We start from the raw sequence: 22,592 nt of genomic DNA, 5'->3' as shown, positions 1-22,592 counted from the left end.
CTGTCACCCCCCATCAAGGACAGCAACATGACCGAACGCTTCAGCCAGTCCCTGCGCCGCCGCAGCGAGCCGACCTGGTCGGCGGCAGTTGGCCACCGCTTCGTCACCCAATTGTGCGACGGCAGCCTGCCGGCCCCGATCATGGTCGACTACCTGGTGCAGGACCACCGCTTCCTCGACAGCTTCCTGACCCTGCTGGGCGCGGCCATCGCCACCGCCGACACCTTCGAGGCGCGCCTGCGCTTCGGGCGCTTTGCCGGGATGATCTCCAGTGACGAGAACACCTACTTCCTGCGCGCCTTCGAGGCCTTGGGGGTAAGCCCCGCACAACGCAGCGAACCAGCCGACACCGTCCCGACCGCAGGCTTCAAGGCGATCATGCGCGAAGCGGCGGCCACCCGGTCCTATGCGGCCGCGCTGGCGGTGCTCAACGTCGCCGAAGGCCTGTACCTGGACTGGGCGTTGAAGGCGCCAAAGCCGATGCCGGACAACTTCGTCCACGCTGAATGGATCACCCTGCACGACAACCCGGCATTCCAGGACTTCGTTGCCTTCCTGCAAGCCGAACTCGACCGCGTCGGCCCGCAGGACGCCGTGCTGGCGGGTGACTTCTACCAGCGCACCGTGGCGCTGGAGCTGGCCTTCTTCGATGCTGTCTACCCGGAGGACAAATGAGCATGGATATCTTCGACCGCCTCAAGGCTGCCGCCACGCCGCAGTGGAACAGCTACGTCGACCACGAATTCGTGCGCCAGATGGGCGAGGGTACGTTGAGCGAAGCCGCCTTCCGCACCTACCTGGTACAGGATTACCTGTTCCTCATCCAGTTCGCCCGCGCCTGGGCACTGGCTGCCTACAAGAGCCGTCGACCGGCCGACATCCGCGCCGCGCAGGCCGGGCTGGCGGCGATTCTGGATGAAACCGAGCTGCACTTGCGCCTGTGCGCGCGCTGGGGCCTGACCCAGGCTGATATCGAGGCCGCGCCCGAACACCAGGCCACGGTTGCCTATACCCGCTATGTGCTGGACTGCGGTGCCGCGGGCGACCTGCTGGAGTTGCATGTGGCGCTGGCGCCTTGCGTGATCGGTTATGCGGAGATTGGCCGGGCGTTGTCCGAGCGCATTGGCGATCTGAGCAATCACCCGTACCGCGAGTGGATCGCCGAGTATGCCGGCGAGGGCTACCAGGGTGTCGCCACAGCGGCGCGCAAGCATCTGGACGAGCTGGCAGCGCGGAGCATGACCGAGCAACGGTTTGCCGAGCTGGTGGAGATCTTCGGCCAGGCGTCCAGCCTGGAGGCGGACTTTTGGCAGATGGGGTTGGCTAGCCAATAACGCACTGCATGGCCCTGCGCGGACTCTTGTAGGAGCGGCCTTGTGTCGCGAAAGGGCTGCGAAGCAGCCCCAGCAATTTGTGCTTCTGCGCTGAAATCCTGGGGCTGCTTCGCCGCCCTTTCGCGACACAAGGCCGCTCCGACAAAGGTCCGCGCTAACCGGGCAGATGAGATTTCGGCCACTATGCTGGTAGGGCCACCCGCAAAGCCCAGGGAGAAGCATCATGAACATCATCAACGCACGCCTGCGTGGCAAGCCTGGCCTGTTCCGCATCGAACTCAGCGGCGAACGCATCGCCGCCATCGTGCCCCAGGCCGAAGGGGTGGCGGCGCGCGCTGCCGATGACCTGGATGCCGGGCAGAACCTGGTGGTGGCGCCCTTTATCGAACCGCACATCCACCTGGACGCCACGCTGACCGCCGGCGAGCCGCAGTGGAACATGAGCGGGACCCTGTTCGAAGGCATCGAGCGCTGGGCCGAGCGCAAGGCAATCACCACCCACGACGACATCAAGAACCGCGCAAAGAAGACCATCGGCATGCTGGTGGATCATGGCATCCAGCATGTGCGTACCCATGTCGATGTCACCGACCCCACCCTGACTGCGCTAAAGGCCATGGTCGAAGTGCGTGACGAAGTGCGCCACCTGCTCGACCTGCAGATCGTCGCCTTCCCCCAGGAGGGTATCGAGTCGTACGCCAACGGCCGGGCGCTGATGACCGAAGCGGTGGCCATCGGTGCCGACGTGGTCGGCGGCATTCCACACTTCGAGAACACCCGCGACCAGGGCGTGTCTTCGGTCAAGTTCCTGATGGACCTGGCCGAACGTACCGGCTGCCTGGTGGATGTGCATTGCGACGAGACCGACGACCCGCAGTCGCGCTTTCTCGAAGTGCTGGCCGAGGAGGCGCGGGTGCGCGACATGGGCGCCCGGGTGACAGCCAGCCATACCGTGGCCATGGGCTCGTACGACAATGCCTACTGCTACAAGCTGTTCCGCCTGCTCAAGCAGTCGGGTATCAATTTCGTATCTTGCCCGACCGAGAGCATTCACCTGCAAGGGCGTTTCGACAACTACCCGAAACGCCGCGGCGTCACCCGCGTGGCCGAACTCGACCGGGCCGGGATGAACGTGTGCTTTGGCCAGGATTCCATCGTCGACCCTTGGTACCCGCTGGGCAATGGCAACATCCTGCGTATTCTCGAGGCCGGCCTGCACATCTGCCACATGCTTGGCTACGAAGACCTGCAGCGCTGCCTGGACCTGATCACCGACAACAGCGCCCGCACCCTGAACCTGGGCGAGCGTTACGGCATCGAAGCGGGGCGGCCGGCCAACCTGTTGCTGCTGTCTGCGCCGGACGATTACGAAATGGTGCGCAGCCAGGGGCATGCGCTGGTGTCGGTACGCAACGGCAAGGTGCTCATGCGTAGAACACCTGCCAGGGTTGAACACTACAGCTGACGCTCCCTGCTTCAGCATTCTGCAGCGCCCCGCCGGCTTGAAGCCGAGCGGGGCGCTTTGCTGTCTGGCGTACTGGTTTATCCCCGCGCACAGCTCCCAGGAACCATTCACATGCGATAAGCCGTGATTATTCCACCATAGGAAATGTTTGCTTGGGCAATTGCTTGCCTTCATAATCGGTATGTAATTACATGGTACATAACACGGTACAAAATCGTAGGAGCAAGCATGGCCCGGGGCGGTATAAACAAGGTTGTAGTGCAGCAGGCACGTCAGGCGCTGATTGCCCGGGGCGAGAACCCCAGCATCGATGCGATACGTATCGAGCTGGGCAACACCGGCTCCAAGACCACGATTCACCGCTATCTGAAAGAGTTGAACGGCCAGCAACCCGTGGCTTCCGAGGGCGGCATTGCACTGAGTGACGTGCTGAGCCGAATGGTCGGGCAACTGGCAACCCAGTTGCAGGACGAGGCCGACCTGAAGATCGAGCAGGCCGAAAGCGCCTTCACTCGACAGCGCGAACAGCTGGAGGCACAACTGGCGATTGCCCAGCAGGCACTGGCTGCGGCGCACCAACAGCATCAGATCGATGTGGCCGCACTGGCCGCCGAATCGGAAAAACTGCTTTCCACCCAAAGCACCCTGCAGGCCGAACAGCTGCGCAGTGCCAGCCTCAACCAGTCGCTGGGCGAGCTGCAGGTGCGCCTGGCCGACAAGGAGGAGCAGGTAAAATCACTGGAAGACAAGCACCGTCATGCCCGCGATGCGCTGGAACACTACCGCAACGCCAGCCGCGAACAGCGGGAACAGGAGCAGCGCCGCCACGAAGCGCAGCTGCAACAGTTGCAGGTGGAGGTGCGTCAACTGCAGCAAGGCATGATCGTCAAGCAGGACGAGCTGACCCGCCTGCACCGCGACAACGAGCGCTTGCTGGGTGAGCATCGCCAGGCCGCCAGCGCCTGCAGGGCGCAGGACGAATTGCTGGAGCAGCGTGATGCGCAGATCCAGGGCTTGCGCACGATCCTGGCCCAGGCGCAGGGTGCAAGCGAGGAAATGCGTCGGCAGCTGGATGTGCAGGCACAGAGCCTCGAGGCCAGGCGCGACTTGTGCACGGAGCAGGCTCGTCAACTGCAGCAGCTCGAGGAGCAGCTGAAGCAACGTGATGAAGCGTTGGTTCAATGCCGAGCCCGGCTAGCTGTAGATTAATCAAACTTTTCCCGGCCGGTGGTTTCTTCCCTAGACACTCACCGGAGAAAACCTCATGCCTGAACCACAACAGCCAGAAAAACATCCCCAAGGGCCCCATTCGTCCGAGAAGGCGAACAAACGCCAGGACTTGGGTTTCGACCCCGATTCGCCAGATGTGGAGGATCCGCAAGTCGACCCTCAAGGACCTGCCAAGCCACCGCGGGACGTCGAAAAATCCCCGTGAAGGTGGCATTTGTCGCTAAGGGCCGCTCAGCGGCCCCCGCGATCAACACGGTACTGCTTGGGGCACGCTGTCTCGAGGCCTTTGCCAGGCAAGCTACGCTCGCTTGACTCAGGACTCTGCCTGCCTGGCTGCCTCCACGCCCGCAGCCGAGAGTTTGATGGGGTAGTTCACGCTGATCTGGTGGTCGCTGCTCACCGCCACGCTGCCATCCTGGATCAAACCGGCCTCCTGCAGGGTCTTGAGCATGCCGGCCACGGCTTTCTCGCCCCGGTAGTTGTCCAGCACTTCCTTGCCCAACCCTTGGGGGTGAGCGTGCAACAGGCGAGTCAGCACTTCGGCTTTCAATGCATCGTTACTCATGGCGGGCCTCACTTGCCGTGTTTGGCCTGAAGCGCCTTGGCATGCTCCAGATGCTGTTCGAGCTTGGGCAGGGTTTCGCTGGCAAAGGCCTTCAATTCAGCCTTGTCGGAAGATGCGGCTTCCTTCTTGAACAACTCCACCGCCTTTTCGTGAGCGTCGACCTGGTTGTTGACGTAAGACTTGTCAAATGACTCCTCTCGCCATTCCAGGATCATTTTCTTGACCTTGTCGGTTATTGCCGCCTCATCGGGTACGGAGATGTCGAGCTTGCGAGCGATGTCGCCGAGTTTCTGATTGGCCTTGGTGTGGTCGCTGACCATCTGCTGGGCAAAGGTCTTGATTTCGGCATTCTGAGTTTTTTCCAGAGCCAGCTTGCCGGTGACCACTTCGGCAATACCGGCCTCGGTGGCCGCTTCGACGAAGTCATCGGAACTCGCCGCCATTGCCTGCACCGATGCCAAGCCCAACACCATGGAAAAACCGACACGCTTGATGAAGAGACTGCTCATGCTTCACTCCTTAAACCGTGGCGCGACCTCAGTGTCGCGTACGGTTGAGGGTGAATGGGGAGCAAAGGTTTAATCTTTTTCCTGGTCGGCTGCGCTCAGGTGATGCTGAACTATAGTGAAACGCGGCGAACGCGGTAAGGCTAGGGATTTCAATGTGCGCAGCCAGGAAACAGGATGAGGACGGGCTCTTCGCGATAACCGGCGAGGGCCGGGCCGTGGCGCTGTTCCGCCTGGTACTCGCGTTCATGCTGGTGGTGATGCTCGCCTTCGTCGTGGTGGAAGGTTGGCGCATCTGGCGCGACTACCGGCACGCCTTCACCAATGCCGAGAACATGGTCTCCAACCTGGCCCGGGCCACGGCGCAGCATGCCGAAGATGCCATCCGCCAGGTCGACGCAATTACCGCGGCGCTGGCCGAGCGCCTGGAAGGCGACGGCTTCGAGCACATCGACCGGCCGCGCCTGCATACCTTGCTGGTCCAGCAGAAAAGCATCATGCCGCAGTTGCACGGGTTGTTCGTGTATGGCCCGGATGGCAGCTGGATCGTTACCGACCAGGCGGTAGTCCCGCCCAATGCCAACAATGCCGACCGCGACTACTTCATCTACCACCGCGAGCATACCGACCGCAGGGTCCACATCGGCTCGGTGGTGCGCAGCCGTTCTACTGGCGACCTGATCATCCCCATCTCGCGGCGCCTGCAACACGCCGATGGCAGCTTCGCCGGGGTGTTGCTGGGCACCATCAAGGTGGACTGGTTCGTACGCTACTACGGCGACTTCAAGATCGACGAACGCGGCGCGCTGGTACTGGCCAAGCGCGACGGCACCATCCTGGTGCGGCGGCCGTTCGTCGAACAGGTGATTGGCCGCAGCCTTAGCAGCAGCGAGATCTTCCGCAAGCACCTGCCGAATGCAAGCGAAGGGGTGGCCGAGGCGGTCGCCGTGGTGGACGGTACGCCACGGCTGTATGGCTATCGCGCGCCGGCCAGCTACCCGTTGGTGGTGGAGGCCGGCTTGTCGCGGGAATCGATCGTCGCGCCCTGGCGGCACGATGCGATCAAGTCGGTGGCAGTGTTGCTGCTGTTGCTGGTGGGGCTGGCAGCGTTTGGTGGTGTGGTGTTGCGCCAGTTACGCGAGCGTATTGTCATCGAGCGGGCACTGCACCAGGCACACCAGACCCTCAAGGCCCTAGCACTGACCGACAGCCTGACCGGCCTGGGTAACCGCAGGCGGCTGGATGCAGTGTTCGAGCCGGAGCTGCGTCGGGCACGACGCCAGGGCTACTCGCTGGCGCTGGTGATGCTCGACCTGGATTACTTCAAGGCCTACAACGACCGTTACGGGCACCCAGCGGGCGACCAGTGCCTGCGGCGCTTTGCCGAGGTGCTGCAGCAGGCACTGAAGCGGCCGGCCGACCTGGCTGTGCGCTATGGTGGCGAGGAGTTCACACTGCTGCTCCCCGATACCGATGCCCGCGGGGCGGAGCTGCTGGTGCAGGAAGTGCAACAGCTGTTGCGGCGTCAGATGCTGGAGCATGCAGGTAGCCCACTGGGGCGGGTGTCGTGCAGTGCGGGGATTGCGGTGGGTGACCTGGCGCGGGAGGGGGTGACGGCCGAGCGCCTTATGGCGGCAGCGGATGCGGCGCTGTACCAGGCCAAGCGCCGGGGTCGGGACGGGTATTGCCTGGCAGAACGTGCAGTGGTGGGCGTAGATGAATAAAGGCCCTTGGTTGCCTGTACCGGCCCCATCGCCGGCAAGCCAGCTCCCACAGGGACCGCGCAGTGCCAAAGAGATGCACATTACCTGTGGGAGATTGCCCATCCCTTTTGGGCTGCGCTGTAGCGCAGAGAACAAATATCGCTCGTCTGACGCGTCCTTTGTAGGAGCAGCCTTGTGCTGCGAAGATGCCGGTACAAGCAATAGACAGGCTTTGTCAGTACTGGCCTCTTCGCAGCACAAGGCTGCTCCTACAGAGCTTCGCCGAACCAATGAGTCATGTGTTGTTCTATGAGAGCTGGCTTGCCGGCGATGGGCTGCAAAGCAGCCCCGGGGTCTAAATATCTAAGCCAAGGCGCATCGCACAACGGCCCGCAAGCCCTTGGGCAAGCTCATCGGCCAGAATCTGCTGCAAGCGTGCATCCAGCAGCCCCTCACCGATCACCTCGAACCCCAACTGCGCATAGAACGGCGCATTCCATGGAACATCGGCAAAGGTGGTCAAGGTCAGCTCCCGCGCCCCCACATGGCGCGCCGCATCGACCACCTGCTGCAACAGCTTGCGCCCGACACCTTGCCCCTGGGCCTCCCGGCGCACCGAAATTTCATGAAGATGCAGCGCCTGATCCTCGAACCGGGCACAGGCAAACCCCAGAATGCGCCCATCCGGCCCCTCGGCCACCCAGCTCCCGCCAGCTTTGACAAATGCCTGATGGGCGCCGCAGTCCATCACATCTCCTTGCGCCAGCCATGCCAGCGCCGGCCGGGCGGCAAAAGCCTGGGCCGCCGAGCGCTCGACGTCCGGGAGCCATTGAATATCGCGCTCAAGGGTAGGGCGGATGCGCATCAATCAGTCCTTTTCAAGTTGTACGTCCTGGTCTGCCGCCAGCACCTGCGGCTGCAATTGCAGCGCACCGAGCTTACACCTTTCGTCAACCGGTCACGCCTGCATGGAAAAAAACGCGGGCAATCGGTACCCTTGCGCCTTCCCTTGCCATCCCCCGGACCGTTCCATGCTGTTCAATCTCGCCGTACTGTTCGGCACCCTGGTGGCCATGGAGGGCGTTGGCACGCTGGCTCACAAGTACATCATGCATGGCTGGGGCTGGTGGTTGCACCGCTCGCACCATGAGCCGCAACTGGGCATGCTCGAAACCAATGACCTGTACCTGGTAGCCCTGGGGCTGATCGCCACGCTGCTGATGGCCCTGGGCAAGGGTGGTTTTGCGCCCTTGCAGTGGGTAGGTGGCGGCGTGGCGGGGTACGGCGTGCTGTATGTCGTGGCCCACGACGGGTTCTTTCATCGGCATTGGCCACGCAAGCCACGGCCGGTCAACCGCTACCTCAAGCGCCTGCACCGCGCACATCGGTTGCATCATGCGGTGAAGGGGAGAACGGGGAGTGTGTCGTTCGGGTTCTTCTATGCACCGCCTTTGAAGGTGTTGAAACAGCAGTTGCGGCACAAGCGCAGCCAGTTGTGACAGGGACTGGCAGAGCAGCCCACGATGATGCAACTGCACATGACTCATTGAGTCAGCAGGGACCCTGTGGGAGCGGCTTCAGCCGCGAACACCGGCGCAGCCGGTGCCATGCACCGAGTTGGATTCTTCGCGGGTAAACCCGCTCCCACAGGGTACGTGGAAAGGCCCTCAATTCACCGTTTCACCCTTGGGCTGCGCCACCACATGCCCGCGGCTCACCCACCAGCCAAACGCCGCCGCGGTGAAGAACATGATAAGGCTGTACAGCGCCGCCGGCACTGCCATGGTGGCGTTGTTCAGCAGCGAAGGGCTCAATGCCAGGGCAATCGCCAAGGTGCCGTTATGGATGCCGATCTCCATGCCGATCGCAATCGCCTGGCGCTTGGGAATGTTCAGCAGGCGCGGTACCCAGTAGCCCACGCTCAGGCTCAGCAGGTTGAACAGCAGCGCGGCCAGGCCCACCACCGGCGCGTAGGCAACCACGGTCTGCCAGTCCTTGGCCAGCGCCAGGACGATGGTGAACGCCAGGAACAACGCAGCCACCAGCTTCATTGGCTTCTCCATGCGCGCGGCGAAGGCGGGTGCAAAGCGGCGCACCAGCATGCCCAGCGCCACCGGCAGCAGGACGATGGCAAACACCTGCATCACCTTGGCAAACTGCAGCGGTATGGCCTGGTCCGATGCCATGAACCAGCTCAGCGACAGGTTCACCAGCAGTGGCATGGTCAGGATCGCGATCAGCGAGTTGACTGCCGTCAGGGTGATATTCAATGCCACATCGCCATGAGCCAGGTGGCTGAACAGGTTGGCCGTGGTGCCGCCCGGCGAGGCGGCCAGCAGCATCAGCCCCACCGCCAGCGCCGACTCCAGGCCAAAACCGTTGGCGATCAGGAAGCACACCAGCGGCAGCAGCAGGATCTGGCAAACCAGGCCTACCACCACCGGCTTGGGGTACTTCACCACGCGGGCGAAGTCGGCCAGGGTCAGCGATAACCCGAGACCGAGCATGATGATGCCCAGGGCCAGCGGCAGAAAAGCGGTGAGCAAAGGGGAGGCGGTCATGGGCGGTCTCTCGGGCGAAGGATCCGGTGGAGTGTAGGTCGGCCCCGATTGATAGCTAATCGCAAAACGCCAGCCCTTGGTAACCGTTTGTTACCGAGCGCAGTGCCCAGCGAGGCTGTATGCCGCGTTGCAGCAGGCCTGCAGGCGCAGTAGCATTCCTGTTTTTACCAAGGATTAGCCTGTCATGCCGTTCCAGCAAGGTCTGCTTGCCACCCCGGTGCCGGCCCACGCCCGTCACCTGTTCTTCTCCCTGCAGTCGCCCGAGGCCCTGCCTGCCGCCCTGGATGCCTTGCTGCCGCAGGTCGATGGCGAACAGTTGATTCTGGGTGTCGGCGCCCCGCTGGCCAAGGCCCTGGGCCGTGACGTACCTGGCTTGCGCGCCTTCCCGCAGCTGGATGCTGCAGTGGAGAACCCCAGCACCCAACACGCCCTGTGGCTGTGGCTGCGTGGCGACGAGCGCGGTGACCTGTTGCTGCGGGCCCAGGCCCTTGAGCTGGCATTGGCTCCGGCCCTGCGCCTTGCCGACAGCGTCGATGGCTTCCTGCACCGTGGCGGCCATGACCTGACCGGCTATGAGGACGGCACCGAAAACCCGGTGGACGAAGAGGCCGTGCAGGCGGCAATTGGCGCCGATGGCTCCAGCTTTGCCGCGTTCCAGCTGTGGAAGCACGACCTGGAGTACTTCAAGTCGCTGCCCCAGGCTGACCAGGACAACATCATCGGCCGGCGCCTTAGCGACAACGAAGAGCTCGACGACGCCCCCGAGTCCGCCCACGTCAAGCGCACGGCCCAGGAAAGTTTCGAACCAGAAGCGTTCATGGTCCGTCGTTCGGTGGCCTGGGCAGACCAACGGGGCGCTGGCCTGGCCTTCGTGGCCCTGGGCCACAGCTTCGATGCATTCGAGGTGCAGCTGCGGCGCATGAGCGGCCTGGAGGACGGCATCATCGACGGCCTGTACCGCTTCAGCCGGCCACTGACCGGTGGATACTACTGGTGTCCGCCGATGAGCGAGACGGGTGTCGACCTGAGCCTGTTGCTGCAAGCCTGATCGCTAAACATCCAGATACAGAAACACCGGACGCAGCCGGGGGCAGCGGCTAGCCTTGAAAGTTTCTGCTTCATGACGGGAGCTTTTCCATGTACGCACGTCGTGATGTCCTACGTGCGGGTGCCAGTTTGGGCTTGCTGGCCGCCAGCCCCTGGTTGCACGCCGCTGCCCCGGCGGGTTTGCTGACCCGCCAAGTGCCGAGCACCGGTGAAGCGCTGCCGGTGATCGGCGCCGGTACCTCCGGCAGTTTCGAAGTGCAAGCCGGTTCCGCCCAGTACCAGCAGCTGAAAGTTGTACTGCAGGCGTTCTTCGAAGGCGGTGGCCGGGTTATCGACACCTCGCCCAACTACGGCGGCGCCGACAGCATTCTCGGCCAGCTGCTGGAAGAGGGCGGCTGGCACCGGCAATGCTTCATTGCCACCAAGATCGCCGCCGACAGCCGGGCAGACGCCGAAGCGCAATGGGCCGGCAGCCTCGCGAGCCTGCGCACCGACAAGGTCGACTTGCTGCAGATCCACAACCTGCGCGACTGGCAGACCCAGCTGCCTTATGCCCGCGAATTGAAGCAGCAGGGCAAGACCCGCTATGTCGGCATCACCCATTACCTGAACAGTGGCCAGGACGAGGTAGCCCGCATCGTGCGCAGCGAGCCGCTGGATTTCATCCAGATCAACTACTCGGTCAATGCCCCCGACGCCGCCCGCGAACTGCTGCCGCTGTGCCAGGACAAGGGCGTCGCCGTGCTGGTCAACCGGGCGTTCGACGATGGCCGCCTGTTCGCCCGGGTGAAGGACCAGGCCTTGCCCGGCTGGGCCGCAGAGGCGGGTGTCGGCAGCTGGGCGCAGCTGTTTCTCAAGTTCGCCATCAGTCACCCGGCGGTGACCACGGTCATCCCCGCGACCAGCCGGCCCGAGCGCCAACTTGACCAGCTCAAGGCCGGGCACGGGCCGTTGCTGACCCAGGCGCAGCAACAGGCGCTGATCAAGCAGTTTGCCTGACACCATGGCAGCCTGGCGGCGGCGCCTGGACCAGGGGCTGAACATCCAGCCCGGCGAAGGGCCAGCGGTGATCGCCGGTTTGCTGCTGTTCTACCTGTTGTTCACTGGCTATTTCATGCTGCGCCCGGTGCGCGAAACCATGGGCGTCGCCGGTGGCGTGGACAACCTGCAATGGCTGTTCACCGGCACCTTCATCGCCACCCTGGCGTGCCTGCCGCTGTTTGGCTGGCTGGCCTCCAAGGTGCAGCGCCGGTACATCCTGCCCTGGACCTACGGCTTTTTCGCCAGCAACCTGCTGCTGTTCGCCGTGCTGTTCGCCGTGCTGTTCGCCCGCAATCCGGAAGCTTCATGGGCGGCGCGGGCCTTCTACATCTGGTTGTCGGTGTTCAACCTGCTGAGCATATCGCTGGCCTGGAGCGTGCTCGCCGACCTGTTTTCCACGGCACAAGGCAAGCGCCTGTTCGGTCTGCTGGCGGCCGGGGCCAGCCTGGGTGGGCTCAGCGGCCCCATCCTGGGCACGTTGCTGGTAGCGCCGCTGGGCCATGCCGGCTTGCTGGTGCTGGCCGCAGCGCTTCTTTTGGGCAGCATTGGCGCTACGTTGTACTTGCAACGCTGGCGAAAGCTCAACCCTCTACCGGCGCAAGCCGAGCGGGTGGATTCCCGGCCACTGGGCGGCAACCCGTTTGCCGGTGCCACTGCCGTACTGCGCTCGCCCTACCTGTTGGGCATTGCCCTGTTCGTGGTGTTGCTCGCCAGTGTCAGCACCTTCCTGTATTTCGAGCAGGCACGCATCGTCAGCGAAACCTTCACCGACCGTACCCGGCAAACCCAGGTGTTCGGCCTGATCGACAGCGTGGTACAGGCCCTGGCCATCCTCACCCAGGTGTTCCTCACCGGTCGCCTGGCCCGCCGGCTGGGGGTGGGCGTGCTGCTGGTGGCGGTGCCGCTGGTGATGGCTGCGGGCTTCCTGTGGCTGGCACTGGCCCCGGTGTTCGCCGTGTTCGTGGTGGTGATGGTGGTGCGTCGGGCCGGTGAGTACGCGCTGGTGCGGCCGGGGCGGGAGATGCTGTTTACCGTGCTGCCCGCCGAGGACAAGTACAAGGCCAAGAACTTCATCGACACCGTGGTCTACCGCGGCGGTGATGCGTTGAGTGGTTGGCTCAAACGCGCGCTGGACGTGATGGGCGAGTATCCGCAACTGGCGATGTTGATCGGTACGTTGATTGCCTTGGGTTGGGCGCTGACCGGCGGGGTGCTGGGAAGGCGACAGGTACGCCTGGAAAGCGCATCGCGCGACTGACAGGCGCGCCAAATATGCGGGTGCCGCTTATTTAATGCCGCTGGTCAGAACGCTTCGCATTAAACCGAATCCGCCGAAATGACCGAACTCCCAACAGGTGTACGGCGGGTAATGCCGTGCATTCCGAAGTCATACGAGGTTTAAGACCATGGCCAACAAAGAGAACAGCCGCACCGGCAACCAGCAAGGCAGCCAGGGTGGCAACAAGAACCCGGGCAACTTTGCCAATGACCGCGAAAAAGCCTCCGAAGCTGGGCGCAAGGGCGGCCAGCAATCCGGTGGTGGCCGTACCAGCGAATCGGGCCGCAAGGGCGGCCGTTCGTAAGTGAGCCTACGCAGTGCCCGGGTGATCGGGCACTGCGATTCTGCACATAAGGAGAACCCCATGCGATTGATCCCCCTGATAGCGCTGGTGGGCACGCTTGGCTTGCTGGGTGGCTGTTTCGACCGGGACAACGACCACCCGGCAAAGGATGCCGACCAAAGCAAACCTTCGCTGCAGATGCAGCAACCCGGCGACAAACCCGCTACCCAACCGGCGCCGGACCCTGAACCGATGCCCGGGCAGAAACCCAGCCAATAAAACGCGGACAAGGACTACGGCATGACGGTAATGACCCGCAAGACCGGCGCGGTGATACCGGCTTCGGCAACTGGGCCAAGCCTGAAGGAGCGTTACCACAAGCTGCTCGTGAGCCAAGACACCACGAGCACAGCCTGGCTGAGCGAACAATTGGCACGCGCGCAGCGTTTGCCGGATGACCTGCCTGCCGATCCTGCTCAGCTGGAAGCCTGGAGCGCCGGCCATGCAAGCCAGGTGGCCGAAGCCTATGCCAGTTACCTCGAACAACGCCGCCAAGGCGCACCTCGGCGCTACTTTGCCAACCGCGCACAGGCGTTGTGGTTCCTGCAACAAGTGGCGCCAACCAAGGCAGTGGACGGGGCATGGCTGCACAGCACCTTGCGCCACTGGGGCGATCCGCGCTATCACGGCCTGATCCGCACCTACCTGGAAGAACTGGGTGGCGGTGATCCGCGCTGCAACCATGTGCTGATCTACCAACGGCTGTTGAGCCGGCTGGGTTGCCTGGGCCTGCCTGAACTGGACGACCAGCGTTACCTGCAAGGAGCCTTGCAGTTGGCATTGGGGCGCAATGGCGATGATTTTCTTCCCGAGCTGATCGGCTACAACATGGGCTATGAACAACCACCGTTGCATTTGCTGATTACCACTTACGAACTGGCGGAAGTGGGCATCGATGGCCATTATTTCCAGCTTCATGTGACCATCGACAACGCGGCCAGCGGGCATGCGCATCTGTCCATCCAGGCGCTACGCCAATTCTGCCCGGTCGACGACGCTGGTCAGTTCTACCAGCGGGTGCGCAGCGGGTACCGCTTGAATGACCTGGGGCTTGATACACCCAGCCTGATCAGCAGCTTCGATCTTGAATCCGAGCTGCTGTCGGCACTGGAGCGCAAGCGCAATTTTGGCCAATTCATGCATTCCGACCATTGCCGCTTGCAAAAACGCACCGTCAACCAATGGCTGGCCGAGCCCGGTGCCATGCCCGCGTTTCTGCAAGCCTTGCAGGCACAGGGCTGGATCCGCCGTGGTGAAGCACCCGCCAACAGCCGCTGGTGGGGACTCATCGATGGCCCCTCGGCACCGATGTATGGCGTGTTCACGGCGTATGAAAAACAGCTATGGCACGACTGGATCGCTGCAGGCTTGCAAGCCCGCGGGCGTCGCGTGCTGCCCGGCAGCTGGGAGGTGCAGGTGGAATCGGATGATACGCTCGCGACTCCTGCCCCGGACGCCGATATCCAGACGTTGATCGACACGATGTCCGGTAACCGTCATGCGACACCGGAAGGGTTGCTGGCCACCCGGCGCTACTTGCGTGCTACCGGCCTGAATCAGGAGGTAACCCGCTGATGCTGCTCGATCCACAACAAATCCAGGCTGACCAGGCAATGCTGCAATTGGGCAGGCGCCTGCGCGCCGACGGCTACCGCTTCACCTGTGTCACACCGGCAACCCATGCTCGCGTGAATGCGCGCCCGGAAGCCGGGCAAGCCAGGACAGTGCGCGATGTGTTCGGCTGGAGCCGCCCGTTCCGTTCGTCATTGGTTTCTGCCGATGAGCTGGACCAGATGCGGCGGGCTCAGGTGCTCAAGCAGCACGGAGAACTGCTGATCAGCACCGTGCGCTGGTCCACGATCGACGACCTGCTGCTGCTGCACTCTGCTTACCCCACCGAGGAAACCGACGCAGTGTTTCTCGGCCCCGACAGCTACCGTTTCGCCCAAGTGATTCACGATCACCTGCAACGCACCCCCAAGCGTGTCGAGCATGCCGTGGATATCGGGTGCGGCACGGGTGTCGGCGCCTTGCTGATCGCCCGCGCGGCGCCCCATGCCCATGTCAGCGCCGTGGATATCAACCCGCTCGCGCTGCGTTACACCGCGATCAACGCGGCATTGGCGGGCTTGAGCAATGTTTCCGTGGAACCCAGTGACGTGCTCGACGGCATTACCGGGCTGTTCGACCTTATCGTTGCCAACCCGCCGTACATGCTGGATGCCTGCCAACGTACCTATCGGCATGGCGGTGGTTCGCTCGGCGCGCAGCTTTCGCTGCGTATCGTCGAGCAAGCTTGCGAGCGGCTCGGCTCAGGGGGCTCGCTACTGTTGTATACCGGAGTGGCGATAAGCGAAGGCCGTGATGCCTTGCTCGAAGCCATTCGCCTGCGCCTGGCGGGCCCGGAATGGTCCTGGGTATATCGGGAAATCGACCCGGACGTGTTTGGCGAGCAACTGAACGAACCCGGTTACGAGCAGGTCGAGCGCATCGCCGCGGTGGTGCTCACAGTCACCCGCAACAGCTGAGGCAGCATGGCCCGACCCTGCACGTTCGGCATCGAGGAAGAATACCTGCTGGTGAACCTGGACACGGGGCAGGTGCCAGCCACACCTTCGCCAGCCGTGCTCGGGCGTTGTCGCAAGGCGCTGGGCCAGCATTTTGCCCAGGAAATGTTCCGCAGCCAGATCGAGGTGGCCTCGCCGGTGTTCGCCAACCTGTTAGAGGCACGCGAGTTCTTCCAGCACAGCCGCCAGCGGCTGAACACAGCGCTGGCCGAAGAGGGCATGGGCCTGTACGGCGCGGCAAGCCACCCCAATGCCGCCTGGCTGCGTCAGAAACCTGCAACCCCTGCGCATTACCAGCAACTGTTCGCTGACTACCGGCATGTGGCGCGGCGCAGCCTGCTCAACGGCCTGCATGTTCACGTGGGCGTACCGCCAGGTTGCGACCGCATCCAATTGATCAACCGTGTACTGGGCTGGCTGCCTCTGTTGCTGGTGCTGAGCACGTCATCCCCGCTGTGGGCAGGCCAGTGCACCGGCTACATGAGCTACCGGCGGGTAATTTGCGGGGAGTGGCCGCACATGGGTTTGCCCGAGCCGTTGCCGGACTGGGCTGCCTACGAGCGCTACCGTGCATTGCTGCAACGCACAGGGTCGCTGGCCGCGGATGGCGACTTCTGGTGGGCGATCCGGCCTTCACGGCGCTTCCCGACGGTCGAACTGCGCATCTGCGATGGCTGCCCGCGGCTGGAGGACGCGCTGTGCATCGCCGCGCTATTTCGTCACCTGGTCGAGCACAGCATCGTGTACCGGCATGACTCGTCCGCCTGCAACCGCGAGCAGCGCTGGATCACCCAGGAAAACTACTGGCGCGCCATGCGCCATGGGCGCCAGGGCGAGTTCATTGGCCTGCATGAGCAGCAGCCGGTCACGGCCGCAGGTTGGTTGGCCCAGTTGCAGGAACAGTTGCCGATCGACACTGTAGACGCCGAACGCGCCTTCCTGCATGCACAACGCCTGCTGCGCGATGGCACTCATGCCGACCAGCAGCTGCAATGCCTGGCCCAGGCCAGCGCTGCAGGCTTGGGCAGGGCGCAGGCATTGCGAGCCGTGGTGGCCGCCGGGGCTTGCAATTAGCCGGGGTTGACCGAAAATGGCCGCGCCTTTCGCAGCCACCCGGAACCACCTGCGCCATGATGCTGATCAAGCAATTCCCCGACATTTCCCTGGACGACACGTTGTTTGTCTTCGCCCTCGAAGCCGAGGCCGGCGATGTATTCGCTGACGTCAACACCGTGTTCACCGGCATCGGCAAGGTCAATGCCGCCATCGCCCTGACCAAGGCCATTGCTGCGCGCCGGCCCAGGCTGATCGTCAACCTCGGCTCGGCCGGCAGCCAGCGCCATGGCAAGGGCGAGGTGGTGTGCTGCACCCGCTTCGTGCAGCGCGACATGGACGTGACCCCACTGGGCTTCGCCCGTTACCAGACACCTTTGTCGGACATCCCGGTGGTGCTGGAGCATGGGGCGCAGATCCCCGGCCTGCCCCTGGAGACCTGCGGCAGTGGTGACAGCTTCGAGATCAACCATGGCGATGCACCCTATGACGTGGTCGACATGGAAGCCTACGTGCTGGCGCTGATCGCACGCAGCGAAGGCATCCCGTTCGTGTGCCTGAAGTACATTTCCGATGATGCCGGCAGTGATGCGGCGCAGGACTGGGCGGTACAGGTGCACCTGGCTGCCGAGGCCTTCAGGCGGGTGCTGTTTAGCCCGGTGTGACCGCTGGTCGGTGTTTGGGCCAGTCGAAAAAAACCATCGATGAGGGCTCTCCTCGAAAACGGTAGGACGGCCTTCGCGGGCAAGCCCGCGAATGGGCCAACACCGGTACACCAGAGGAGAGGCCCCCATGCCTAACAAACCCCACGACCAGTTCAGCATGCAGAACCCGCTGACCCAGTACCCGCATCCACCATTCCCGGCCCAAGGCCAACCAGCACCGGGGCTGGATGCCAACATGCAGCCCGAGCCAGACCACGGCGAAACCACCTACAAGGGTTTTGGCCGCCTGGCAGGGCGCAAGGCGCTGATCACCGGTGCGGATTCGGGCATCGGCCGTGCAGTGGCGATCGCCTTTGCCCGTGAGGGTGCCGACATTGCCCTCAACTACATGCCCATCGAGCAACCCGATGCCCGCGAAGTCATCAAGCTGATTGAAGCCGAAGGCCGCAAGGTGGTGGCAATTGCCGGTGACCTGAAGGATGAGCAGTTCTGCAAGGAGCTGGTCGACCAGGCCCATGAGCAACTTGGCGGGCTGGACATCCTGGTCAACGTCGCCGGCAAGCAGGAGGCGCGCAAGGACATCAGCCAGATCAGCCACGAGCAGTTCGACCACACCCTGAAAACCAACGTCTACGCGCTGTTCTGGCTGTGCCAGGCGGCCGTGCCGCTGATGCCGGCGGGGGCGACCATCATCAATACCGCCTCGATCCAGTCCTACCAGCCTTCGGCCACCTTGCTCGACTATGCCATCACCAAGGCCGCGATCGTCGCCTTCACCAAGGCCTTGGCCAAGCAGGTGATCGAGCGCGGCATCAGGGTCAATGCCGTGGCCCCGGGGCCCATCTGGACCGTGTTGCAGCCCAGTGGCGGCCAACCGCCGGAGAAAATTCCCGAGTTCGGCGCACAAACGCCGATGAAGCGACCGGGGCAACCCGCCGAGTGTGCGCCGGTGTATGTGTTGCTGGCCAGCCAGGAGTCCAGCTACATCACCGGCGAGGTGTTCGGCGTGACCGGCGGCAACCCGCTGCCGTAGGGCGGGGCGGCTAAACCTTCGCCGCCCGTTGCAGTCGATTCAGGTATTGGCAGGCAACCCTGGGAGCACCTTCAATGGCTAGGGCAATCTGGAAAGGCGCCATCAGTTTCGGTCTCGTGCATATCCCCGTGGCCCTCAATACCGCGGTGCGAACCGAGCGGGTCGATTTCGACTGGCTCGACAAGCGCAGCATGGAGCCGGTCGGCTACAAGCGGGTGAACAAGGTCACTGGCAAGGAAATCGACAAGGACAACATCGTCAAGGGCGTCGAATTCGAGAAGGGCCGCTATGTGGTGATCAGCGAGGAGGAAATCCGCAAGGCCCGGCCCGAGGCGACCCAGACGATCGATATCTTCTCCTTCGTGGAGGCTGGCGAGATCCCGCTGCAGCACTTCGACACGCCGTATTACCTTACCCCCGACCGCCGTGGCGGCAAGGTATACGCCTTGCTGCGCGAAACCCTGGCGAAGACCGGCAAGGTGGCGCTGGCCACGGTAGTGCTGCACACCCGCCAGCACCTGGCGTTGCTGCGGCCGCTGGATGATGCGCTGGTGATGATCACCTTGCGCTGGCCTGAAGAAGTGCGTGGGCTGGAAACGCTGGAGCTGGACAGCAGCGTCACCGAGGCCAAGGTGGACAAGCGCGAACTGGACATGGCCAAGCGGTTGGTCGAGGACATGAGCGGGCAGTGGAAGCCTGCGGATTACCACGATGCCTTCCGCCAGACCATCATGGACCTGGTGGAAGAAAAGGCCAGCAAGGGCAAGATCGAGACCGTGGAGAAGGGCGAGGCGACGGAAGCAGGGAAAGGCGCAGACATCCTCGACCTCACCGAACTGCTCAAGCGCAGCCTCGGTGGCAAGAAGCCGGCGAAGAAGACACGCAAGGCGTCGTGATTCCGTTGCGCTTGCACTGGGTGGGAAATTGCCCAGCCCTTTGGGGCCGCGCTGTCGCGCGGAGAACAAATATCGCTCGTTTGAAGCGTCCTTTGTAGGAGCAGCCTTGTGCTGCGAAGAGGCCGGTACAAGCAATAGAAAGGCTTTGTCAGGACCGGCCTCTTCGCAGCACAAGGCTGCTCCTACAGAAACTGCTGAACCAAGAGTCAAACACAAGCCTCCTCAAACCTGTGTCTGCAACCCCGCCAGATAATCACCAAACCCTTCGCGGGCGCGGCTGTCGCGCCGGCTGCTGGTGGCCACGCTGTGCCTGGCGGTCCATACGATCTGCGCACCACTGGCCTGCAGGTCGCTGACCAATTGCACATCCTCATGCGCCGCCAGTGGCTGGAAGCCGCCCACACGATCATAGGCGTCGGCACACACACCCAGATTGGCCCCATGCACATGCCGATGCCCTTCATGTGCCTGGTAACGGCTGTGGTACAGCTTGCGCAAGGCCGCTGTCTGCCAGGGTTGCCAGTACTCGACGTGCACCGTGCCGCACACTACCTCGGCCCTGCAGGCCAGTTGCGACAGCAGCCAGTGCGCCGGCACCCGGCTGTCGGCATCGGTGCACGCCAGCCACTGCGCGCCGCGCTCGAGCATGTATGCCGCGCCCACCCGGCGGGCCATACCGACGTTGCCGGCATCCACGGTCAGCACCTGTACACCGAACCGCCTTGCCACGGCGGCGCTGCCATCGCTGCAGCGGTCCAGCACCACCAGCACCTCCACCTGGTGCCCCGCCTGCTGCGCCTGCAGGGCGGCAGCCAGTACTGCCCGCAGGCAGCGCCCAAGGCGCCGGGCCTCGTTGTGGGCCGGGATCACCACGGCAATCATGGGCAGGTCTCATCGAGGTCGACCACGCTGGGCTGAGAGGACCAGTACTCCAGCAAGAAGTCCGCCTCGTCATGCTGGAACTGCAGATACAGCGGAAGGTGACGGGCCAGCATGCGGTGCACTTCACGCCCGTCCTGCGGGCAGCCGGCGATGGGATGCTTCCAGTGGCAGGCCAGCAGCCCGCCGTCGTAGGTCAGGCTGGCCACCGACTGTTCGATCACCTGCAACCAGTCGGTCGGGTCGAGGTAGTAACCCACCTCGCTCAGCACGATCAGGTCGAAACGCCCACCTGGCCAGTCCGCCGGCAGCCGCGCCAGTTCCACCGAGACATTGCGCAGCCCAGCCAAGCGTTCACCGGCCAGCGCTACCGCAGTAGGGTCCAGGTCCTGGCACACCAGGTTGGCACAACGCTCGGCCAGCAAGGCGCTGAGCTCGCCATTGGCGCAAGCGGGCTCGAACACGCGCTGGTAGCACTGGCGCGGCAGGCAGGCCATGACCAGCTCGCGCTTGCGCTTTTCGTACCAGCGGGTGCGAAAGGCCCAAGGGTCTTCACTGGTGGCGTACAGGTCGGCGAAATACTGTGGGTCGAGGCTCATGACAACTCCTTTTACAGGAACACCAGTTCGAAAGGTTGCAGCAGACAATCCAGCAAGTTCGGCGGCAGTACGGGCGGGCACTGGCCGTCCGGTTCGAGTTGGCTGACATGGGCGGCCAGGGCCTTGCGCTTGCGGGCCAGGCTGGCCTCGTCCAGCTGAATGCGGTGGGCACGCGGCCACGGCAGACGCGGGTCGTCCGGTCGTGCCCAGTGCCACGCCCACACGGGTACCTCCAGGCATTGCGCCTTGCGCATCCGGGCCGCCTGCGCGGCAGCCCGGCCTACTGCTTCGTGGTCACAGTGGCCATCGCCGCTCCAGGTGGCCATCAGCAGGTCGTCAGGCCTGAGCAACTGGCTCAGGTGGTTGAGCAGAAAGGCCTCGTCACGTGGCAACGCGCCATCCTTGAGGTGGAGCCGCCGCCAGTCCAGGCGGCCGAGGTCTAGGTCAAGCTGTTGCAGGGCATGGCGGCTCTCCAGTGGCCTTTGCCGGCGCAGGCGGTGTTCGCTCCAGTGGGTAGAGCCAGGGTGGCTGGCTTCACCATCGGTGGCGGAGATCAACACCAGGTCGTCTTCCCGGCCATGAAAGCCCGCCAGCAGCCCGCCGGCCATGAGAATCTCGTCATCGGGGTGCGGTGCCAGCAGCACCAGGCGGCGGCCCGGCGGGCACAATTGCTGAGGGGTGATCCAGGTGGCCCTGGCCAGGTGCGCGGCCTGCTGCCAGTCCGCCCACGGTGTACCGCTGTTCGCCTGGATCAGGTTCTCGCTCATAGTTGCCAGACTCCCGCCGGCTGTTTTGCCAATTGCTCCCCGAGCGCCGCCAGGTCGCGCTCGGCATGGCTCTGGCGCAGGAACACCGGCAAGTCGGCACTCAGCCGGGCAAAGTGGTTGTCACGGCAGAAAGGAGTGGCGCCCAGCGCCCGGCCAACGTGGTGGATCACCTGTTCAACGGCCTGTTCCACCTGGGCGCGGGTGCGGCGCACTTCGAAGCTGGCGTCTGCGCCTGGCTGGCGGTCGATCCATGCCGCGCATTCGCGCAGTGCCGCCCTGGCGCCGTACAAGGCGGCATCGACCGCGCCCAGGTGAGCGTCGGCATGTGGGTCGGGGCGGGGGTTGCGGCAGTGTTCGCGCAGGTAATCGGCCAATGCCTCGGCGGCGCCGTACCAGCAGGCTGCAATGCCAGCACCGCCATGCCAGAAGCCGGGGCGTGACAGGTATTGCCCGGGGCGGCCGATGGCGATGCCAGGGGTGTGGTTGAACTCGACTTCGACACTGGCGGTGGTGGCCATGCCGATGGCCTGCCAGCGGTCTATGACAAGGCCCTGGCTGGGATGGGACAGTTCGATGGCCACCAGCTGGGGTTGGTCATGCTGGTCCCAGGCCGTGATCAGCGCCCGGTCGATCTGCAGTGCGCCCGAACACCAGGCCTTGCGACCCTCCAGGCGAACCTGGTCGCCATCACGGGCGACAATGCAGGCGCGGGAATCCGGCGGTTCGGCGGCCCACACGCCCCATATACCCTCGGCAGCGTGGTGTGCAGCCGCGCATTCGGCAAGGATCGCCAACGCGTCGGTGTGGCCCTCGTACAGCTTGGCCAAGGCCAGGTCACAGCCTGCCACCCGGGCGAGGGTTTGCCAGCGCCGTAGCGTATTGCCCTGGCCGGGCAGGGGCAGCAGGTCGAGGTGGTCGGCTTGCAGTGCCTGAATCAGCTGCGGCAACTGGGTATCGAGGTTGAGCGGTTGCTGCCGCTCGCCGAAGGCTCGCAACAGGCGATCAAGGTTGGTCAGGTCAAAATCCTGGACGATGCTCATGGGCTCGGCTCCTTGGTGA

At 63.8% G+C, this 22,592-nt stretch carries 25 protein-coding genes and 1 pseudogene; 18 read left to right on the top strand and 8 right to left on the bottom strand.

Annotation, left to right across the window (positions count from 1 at the left end):
- Positions 1 to 27: 27 nt before the first annotated feature.
- From WM94_RS11340 to WM94_RS30740, 5 genes are all read left to right on the top strand, one after another.
- The gene (locus WM94_RS11340) at positions 28 to 675 is read left to right on the top strand and encodes a TenA family protein (RefSeq protein ID WP_061551234.1); all 648 of its coding nucleotides are present in this window, start codon (positions 28 to 30) and stop codon (positions 673 to 675) included.
- The gene (gene tenA / locus WM94_RS11335) at positions 672 to 1,334 is read left to right on the top strand and encodes a thiaminase II (protein ID WP_013972655.1); all 663 of its coding nucleotides are present in this window, start codon (positions 672 to 674) and stop codon (positions 1,332 to 1,334) included. The genes WM94_RS11340 and tenA overlap by 4 nt, the downstream gene beginning before the upstream one ends.
- Positions 1,335 to 1,557: 223 nt before the next feature.
- Complete coding sequence (codA, locus tag WM94_RS11330; protein ID WP_061551233.1) at positions 1,558 to 2,799, top strand: cytosine deaminase; 1,242 nt, start codon at positions 1,558 to 1,560, stop codon at positions 2,797 to 2,799.
- 228 nt (positions 2,800 to 3,027) lie between these two features.
- Complete coding sequence (locus tag WM94_RS11325; RefSeq protein WP_023661657.1) at positions 3,028 to 4,008, top strand: DNA-binding protein; 981 nt, start codon at positions 3,028 to 3,030, stop codon at positions 4,006 to 4,008.
- A gap of 55 nt (positions 4,009 to 4,063) precedes the next feature.
- On the top strand, positions 4,064 to 4,234 hold the full coding sequence (locus tag WM94_RS30740; protein ID WP_230397094.1) for a DUF6021 family protein: 171 nt from the start codon (positions 4,064 to 4,066) through the stop codon (positions 4,232 to 4,234).
- Positions 4,235 to 4,342: 108 nt separating this feature from the next.
- On the opposite strand, the gene WM94_RS11320 is transcribed toward WM94_RS30740, so the two are convergent.
- Positions 4,343 to 4,594, bottom strand: a complete 252-nt coding sequence (locus WM94_RS11320) for a hypothetical protein (RefSeq protein WP_013972652.1) — start codon at positions 4,592 to 4,594, stop codon at positions 4,343 to 4,345.
- Between the two features lie 8 nt (positions 4,595 to 4,602).
- The gene (locus WM94_RS11315) at positions 4,603 to 5,103 is read right to left on the bottom strand and encodes a DUF4142 domain-containing protein (protein WP_013972651.1); all 501 of its coding nucleotides are present in this window, start codon (positions 5,101 to 5,103) and stop codon (positions 4,603 to 4,605) included.
- 152 nt (positions 5,104 to 5,255) lie between these two features.
- Here WM94_RS11315 and WM94_RS11310 point away from each other — a divergent pair, with 152 nt between their 5' ends.
- Positions 5,256 to 6,824 carry a sensor domain-containing diguanylate cyclase gene (locus WM94_RS11310; protein WP_061551232.1) on the top strand — a complete coding sequence of 523 codons (1,569 nt, stop codon included), beginning with the start codon at positions 5,256 to 5,258 and terminating at the stop codon, positions 6,822 to 6,824.
- 334 nt (positions 6,825 to 7,158) lie between these two features.
- Here WM94_RS11310 and WM94_RS11305 read toward each other — a convergent pair whose 3' ends face one another.
- The gene (locus tag WM94_RS11305; RefSeq protein WP_061551231.1) at positions 7,159 to 7,668 is read right to left on the bottom strand and encodes a GNAT family N-acetyltransferase; all 510 of its coding nucleotides are present in this window, start codon (positions 7,666 to 7,668) and stop codon (positions 7,159 to 7,161) included.
- 166 nt (positions 7,669 to 7,834) lie between these two features.
- On the opposite strand from WM94_RS11305, the gene WM94_RS11300 reads away from it, so the two are divergent.
- Positions 7,835 to 8,302, top strand: coding sequence for a sterol desaturase family protein (locus WM94_RS11300; protein WP_013972647.1), 468 nt, complete (start codon positions 7,835 to 7,837; stop codon positions 8,300 to 8,302).
- Positions 8,303 to 8,470: 168 nt separating this feature from the next.
- On the opposite strand, the gene WM94_RS11295 is transcribed toward WM94_RS11300, so the two are convergent.
- The gene (locus WM94_RS11295) at positions 8,471 to 9,364 is read right to left on the bottom strand and encodes a bile acid:sodium symporter family protein (RefSeq protein ID WP_023661652.1); all 894 of its coding nucleotides are present in this window, start codon (positions 9,362 to 9,364) and stop codon (positions 8,471 to 8,473) included.
- A gap of 184 nt (positions 9,365 to 9,548) precedes the next feature.
- Between WM94_RS11295 and WM94_RS11290 the strand changes: the two genes are divergently transcribed.
- From WM94_RS11290 to WM94_RS11240, 11 genes and pseudogenes are all read left to right on the top strand, one after another.
- A complete protein-coding gene (locus tag WM94_RS11290; protein ID WP_013972645.1) occupies positions 9,549 to 10,412 on the top strand; it encodes a Dyp-type peroxidase in 864 nt (287 codons plus the stop codon).
- Positions 10,413 to 10,501: 89 nt separating this feature from the next.
- Complete coding sequence (locus tag WM94_RS11285; RefSeq protein WP_061551230.1) at positions 10,502 to 11,410, top strand: aldo/keto reductase; 909 nt, start codon at positions 10,502 to 10,504, stop codon at positions 11,408 to 11,410.
- A 4-nt stretch (positions 11,411 to 11,414) separates the two neighbouring features.
- Positions 11,415 to 12,710, top strand: a complete 1,296-nt coding sequence (locus WM94_RS11280) for an NTP/NDP exchange transporter (protein WP_061551229.1) — start codon at positions 11,415 to 11,417, stop codon at positions 12,708 to 12,710.
- A gap of 205 nt (positions 12,711 to 12,915) precedes the next feature.
- Positions 12,916 to 13,035: pseudogene (locus tag WM94_RS11275) on the top strand (general stress protein); the annotation flags it as partial.
- Positions 13,036 to 13,095: 60 nt separating this feature from the next.
- Positions 13,096 to 13,293, top strand: a complete 198-nt coding sequence (locus WM94_RS11270) for a hypothetical protein (RefSeq protein WP_039613375.1) — start codon at positions 13,096 to 13,098, stop codon at positions 13,291 to 13,293.
- A 21-nt stretch (positions 13,294 to 13,314) separates the two neighbouring features.
- Entirely contained in the window at positions 13,315 to 14,649 is a 1,335-nt protein-coding gene (locus WM94_RS11265; protein ID WP_061551228.1) for an iron-containing redox enzyme family protein, read from the top strand.
- Entirely contained in the window at positions 14,649 to 15,602 is a 954-nt protein-coding gene (locus tag WM94_RS11260) for a class I SAM-dependent methyltransferase (protein WP_015270350.1), read from the top strand. The genes WM94_RS11265 and WM94_RS11260 overlap by 1 nt, the downstream gene beginning before the upstream one ends.
- A 6-nt stretch (positions 15,603 to 15,608) precedes the next feature.
- Positions 15,609 to 16,715: a carboxylate-amine ligase gene (locus tag WM94_RS11255; protein ID WP_015270349.1), complete on the top strand. Its 1,107-nt coding sequence runs from the start codon at positions 15,609 to 15,611 to the stop codon at positions 16,713 to 16,715.
- Between the two features lie 56 nt (positions 16,716 to 16,771).
- Positions 16,772 to 17,359 (top strand): nucleosidase, encoded by a 588-nt coding sequence (locus WM94_RS11250; RefSeq protein ID WP_061551227.1) that lies wholly within the window; start codon positions 16,772 to 16,774, stop codon positions 17,357 to 17,359.
- A gap of 127 nt (positions 17,360 to 17,486) precedes the next feature.
- Complete coding sequence (locus tag WM94_RS11245) at positions 17,487 to 18,392, top strand: SDR family oxidoreductase (RefSeq protein WP_061551226.1); 906 nt, start codon at positions 17,487 to 17,489, stop codon at positions 18,390 to 18,392.
- 74 nt (positions 18,393 to 18,466) lie between these two features.
- Positions 18,467 to 19,288 (top strand): Ku protein, encoded by an 822-nt coding sequence (locus tag WM94_RS11240; RefSeq protein ID WP_015270347.1) that lies wholly within the window; start codon positions 18,467 to 18,469, stop codon positions 19,286 to 19,288.
- Positions 19,289 to 19,510: 222 nt separating this feature from the next.
- Here WM94_RS11240 and WM94_RS11235 read toward each other — a convergent pair whose 3' ends face one another.
- From WM94_RS11235 to WM94_RS11220, 4 genes are read right to left on the bottom strand one after another with little or no spacing between them, the layout of a single operon-like run.
- Positions 19,511 to 20,170, bottom strand: coding sequence for a glycosyltransferase family 2 protein (locus tag WM94_RS11235; protein WP_061551225.1), 660 nt, complete (start codon positions 20,168 to 20,170; stop codon positions 19,511 to 19,513).
- Entirely contained in the window at positions 20,167 to 20,766 is a 600-nt protein-coding gene (locus tag WM94_RS11230; protein ID WP_013972635.1) for a bifunctional 2-polyprenyl-6-hydroxyphenol methylase/3-demethylubiquinol 3-O-methyltransferase UbiG, read from the bottom strand. Before WM94_RS11230 ends, WM94_RS11235 begins: the two co-directional genes overlap by 4 nt.
- An 11-nt stretch (positions 20,767 to 20,777) precedes the next feature.
- Entirely contained in the window at positions 20,778 to 21,533 is a 756-nt protein-coding gene (locus tag WM94_RS11225) for a PIG-L deacetylase family protein (protein WP_061551224.1), read from the bottom strand.
- Positions 21,530 to 22,573 carry an acyl-CoA dehydrogenase family protein gene (locus WM94_RS11220; RefSeq protein WP_061551223.1) on the bottom strand — a complete coding sequence of 348 codons (1,044 nt, stop codon included), beginning with the start codon at positions 22,571 to 22,573 and terminating at the stop codon, positions 21,530 to 21,532. Before WM94_RS11220 ends, WM94_RS11225 begins: the two co-directional genes overlap by 4 nt.
- Positions 22,574 to 22,592: the final 19 nt, after the last annotated feature.

It is taken from the genome of Pseudomonas sp. ABFPK, from assembly GCF_001586765.1.
Classification (GTDB): Bacteria; Pseudomonadota; Gammaproteobacteria; order Pseudomonadales; family Pseudomonadaceae; genus Aquipseudomonas; species Aquipseudomonas asiatica.
The sequence above is the reverse complement of the archived record's forward strand: the minus strand, read 5'-3'. Positions and strand labels throughout refer to the sequence as shown.

Excerpts from the sequence above, each read along its gene's own strand:
- WM94_RS11340 (WP_061551234.1), top strand. The coding sequence starts at position 28 with ATGACCGAACGCTTCAGCCAGTCCCTGCGCCGCCGCAGCGAGCCGACC.
- tenA (WP_013972655.1), top strand. The coding sequence starts at position 672 with ATGAGCATGGATATCTTCGACCGCCTCAAGGCTGCCGCCACGCCGCAG.
- codA (WP_061551233.1), top strand. The coding sequence starts at position 1,558 with ATGAACATCATCAACGCACGCCTGCGTGGCAAGCCTGGCCTGTTCCGC.
- WM94_RS11325 (WP_023661657.1), top strand. The coding sequence starts at position 3,028 with ATGGCCCGGGGCGGTATAAACAAGGTTGTAGTGCAGCAGGCACGTCAG.
- WM94_RS30740 (WP_230397094.1), top strand. The coding sequence starts at position 4,064 with ATGCCTGAACCACAACAGCCAGAAAAACATCCCCAAGGGCCCCATTCG.
- WM94_RS11320 (WP_013972652.1), bottom strand. The coding sequence starts at position 4,594 with ATGAGTAACGATGCATTGAAAGCCGAAGTGCTGACTCGCCTGTTGCAC.
- WM94_RS11315 (WP_013972651.1), bottom strand. The coding sequence starts at position 5,103 with ATGAGCAGTCTCTTCATCAAGCGTGTCGGTTTTTCCATGGTGTTGGGC.
- WM94_RS11310 (WP_061551232.1), top strand. The coding sequence starts at position 5,256 with ATGTGCGCAGCCAGGAAACAGGATGAGGACGGGCTCTTCGCGATAACC.
- WM94_RS11305 (WP_061551231.1), bottom strand. The coding sequence starts at position 7,668 with ATGCGCATCCGCCCTACCCTTGAGCGCGATATTCAATGGCTCCCGGAC.
- WM94_RS11300 (WP_013972647.1), top strand. The coding sequence starts at position 7,835 with ATGCTGTTCAATCTCGCCGTACTGTTCGGCACCCTGGTGGCCATGGAG.
- WM94_RS11295 (WP_023661652.1), bottom strand. The coding sequence starts at position 9,364 with ATGACCGCCTCCCCTTTGCTCACCGCTTTTCTGCCGCTGGCCCTGGGC.
- WM94_RS11290 (WP_013972645.1), top strand. The coding sequence starts at position 9,549 with ATGCCGTTCCAGCAAGGTCTGCTTGCCACCCCGGTGCCGGCCCACGCC.
- WM94_RS11285 (WP_061551230.1), top strand. The coding sequence starts at position 10,502 with ATGTACGCACGTCGTGATGTCCTACGTGCGGGTGCCAGTTTGGGCTTG.
- WM94_RS11280 (WP_061551229.1), top strand. The coding sequence starts at position 11,415 with ATGGCAGCCTGGCGGCGGCGCCTGGACCAGGGGCTGAACATCCAGCCC.
- WM94_RS11270 (WP_039613375.1), top strand. The coding sequence starts at position 13,096 with ATGCGATTGATCCCCCTGATAGCGCTGGTGGGCACGCTTGGCTTGCTG.
- WM94_RS11265 (WP_061551228.1), top strand. The coding sequence starts at position 13,315 with ATGACGGTAATGACCCGCAAGACCGGCGCGGTGATACCGGCTTCGGCA.
- WM94_RS11260 (WP_015270350.1), top strand. The coding sequence starts at position 14,649 with ATGCTGCTCGATCCACAACAAATCCAGGCTGACCAGGCAATGCTGCAA.
- WM94_RS11255 (WP_015270349.1), top strand. The coding sequence starts at position 15,609 with ATGGCCCGACCCTGCACGTTCGGCATCGAGGAAGAATACCTGCTGGTG.
- WM94_RS11250 (WP_061551227.1), top strand. The coding sequence starts at position 16,772 with ATGATGCTGATCAAGCAATTCCCCGACATTTCCCTGGACGACACGTTG.
- WM94_RS11245 (WP_061551226.1), top strand. The coding sequence starts at position 17,487 with ATGCCTAACAAACCCCACGACCAGTTCAGCATGCAGAACCCGCTGACC.
- WM94_RS11240 (WP_015270347.1), top strand. The coding sequence starts at position 18,467 with ATGGCTAGGGCAATCTGGAAAGGCGCCATCAGTTTCGGTCTCGTGCAT.
- WM94_RS11235 (WP_061551225.1), bottom strand. The coding sequence starts at position 20,170 with ATGATTGCCGTGGTGATCCCGGCCCACAACGAGGCCCGGCGCCTTGGG.
- WM94_RS11230 (WP_013972635.1), bottom strand. The coding sequence starts at position 20,766 with ATGAGCCTCGACCCACAGTATTTCGCCGACCTGTACGCCACCAGTGAA.
- WM94_RS11225 (WP_061551224.1), bottom strand. The coding sequence starts at position 21,533 with ATGAGCGAGAACCTGATCCAGGCGAACAGCGGTACACCGTGGGCGGAC.
- WM94_RS11220 (WP_061551223.1), bottom strand. The coding sequence starts at position 22,573 with ATGAGCATCGTCCAGGATTTTGACCTGACCAACCTTGATCGCCTGTTG.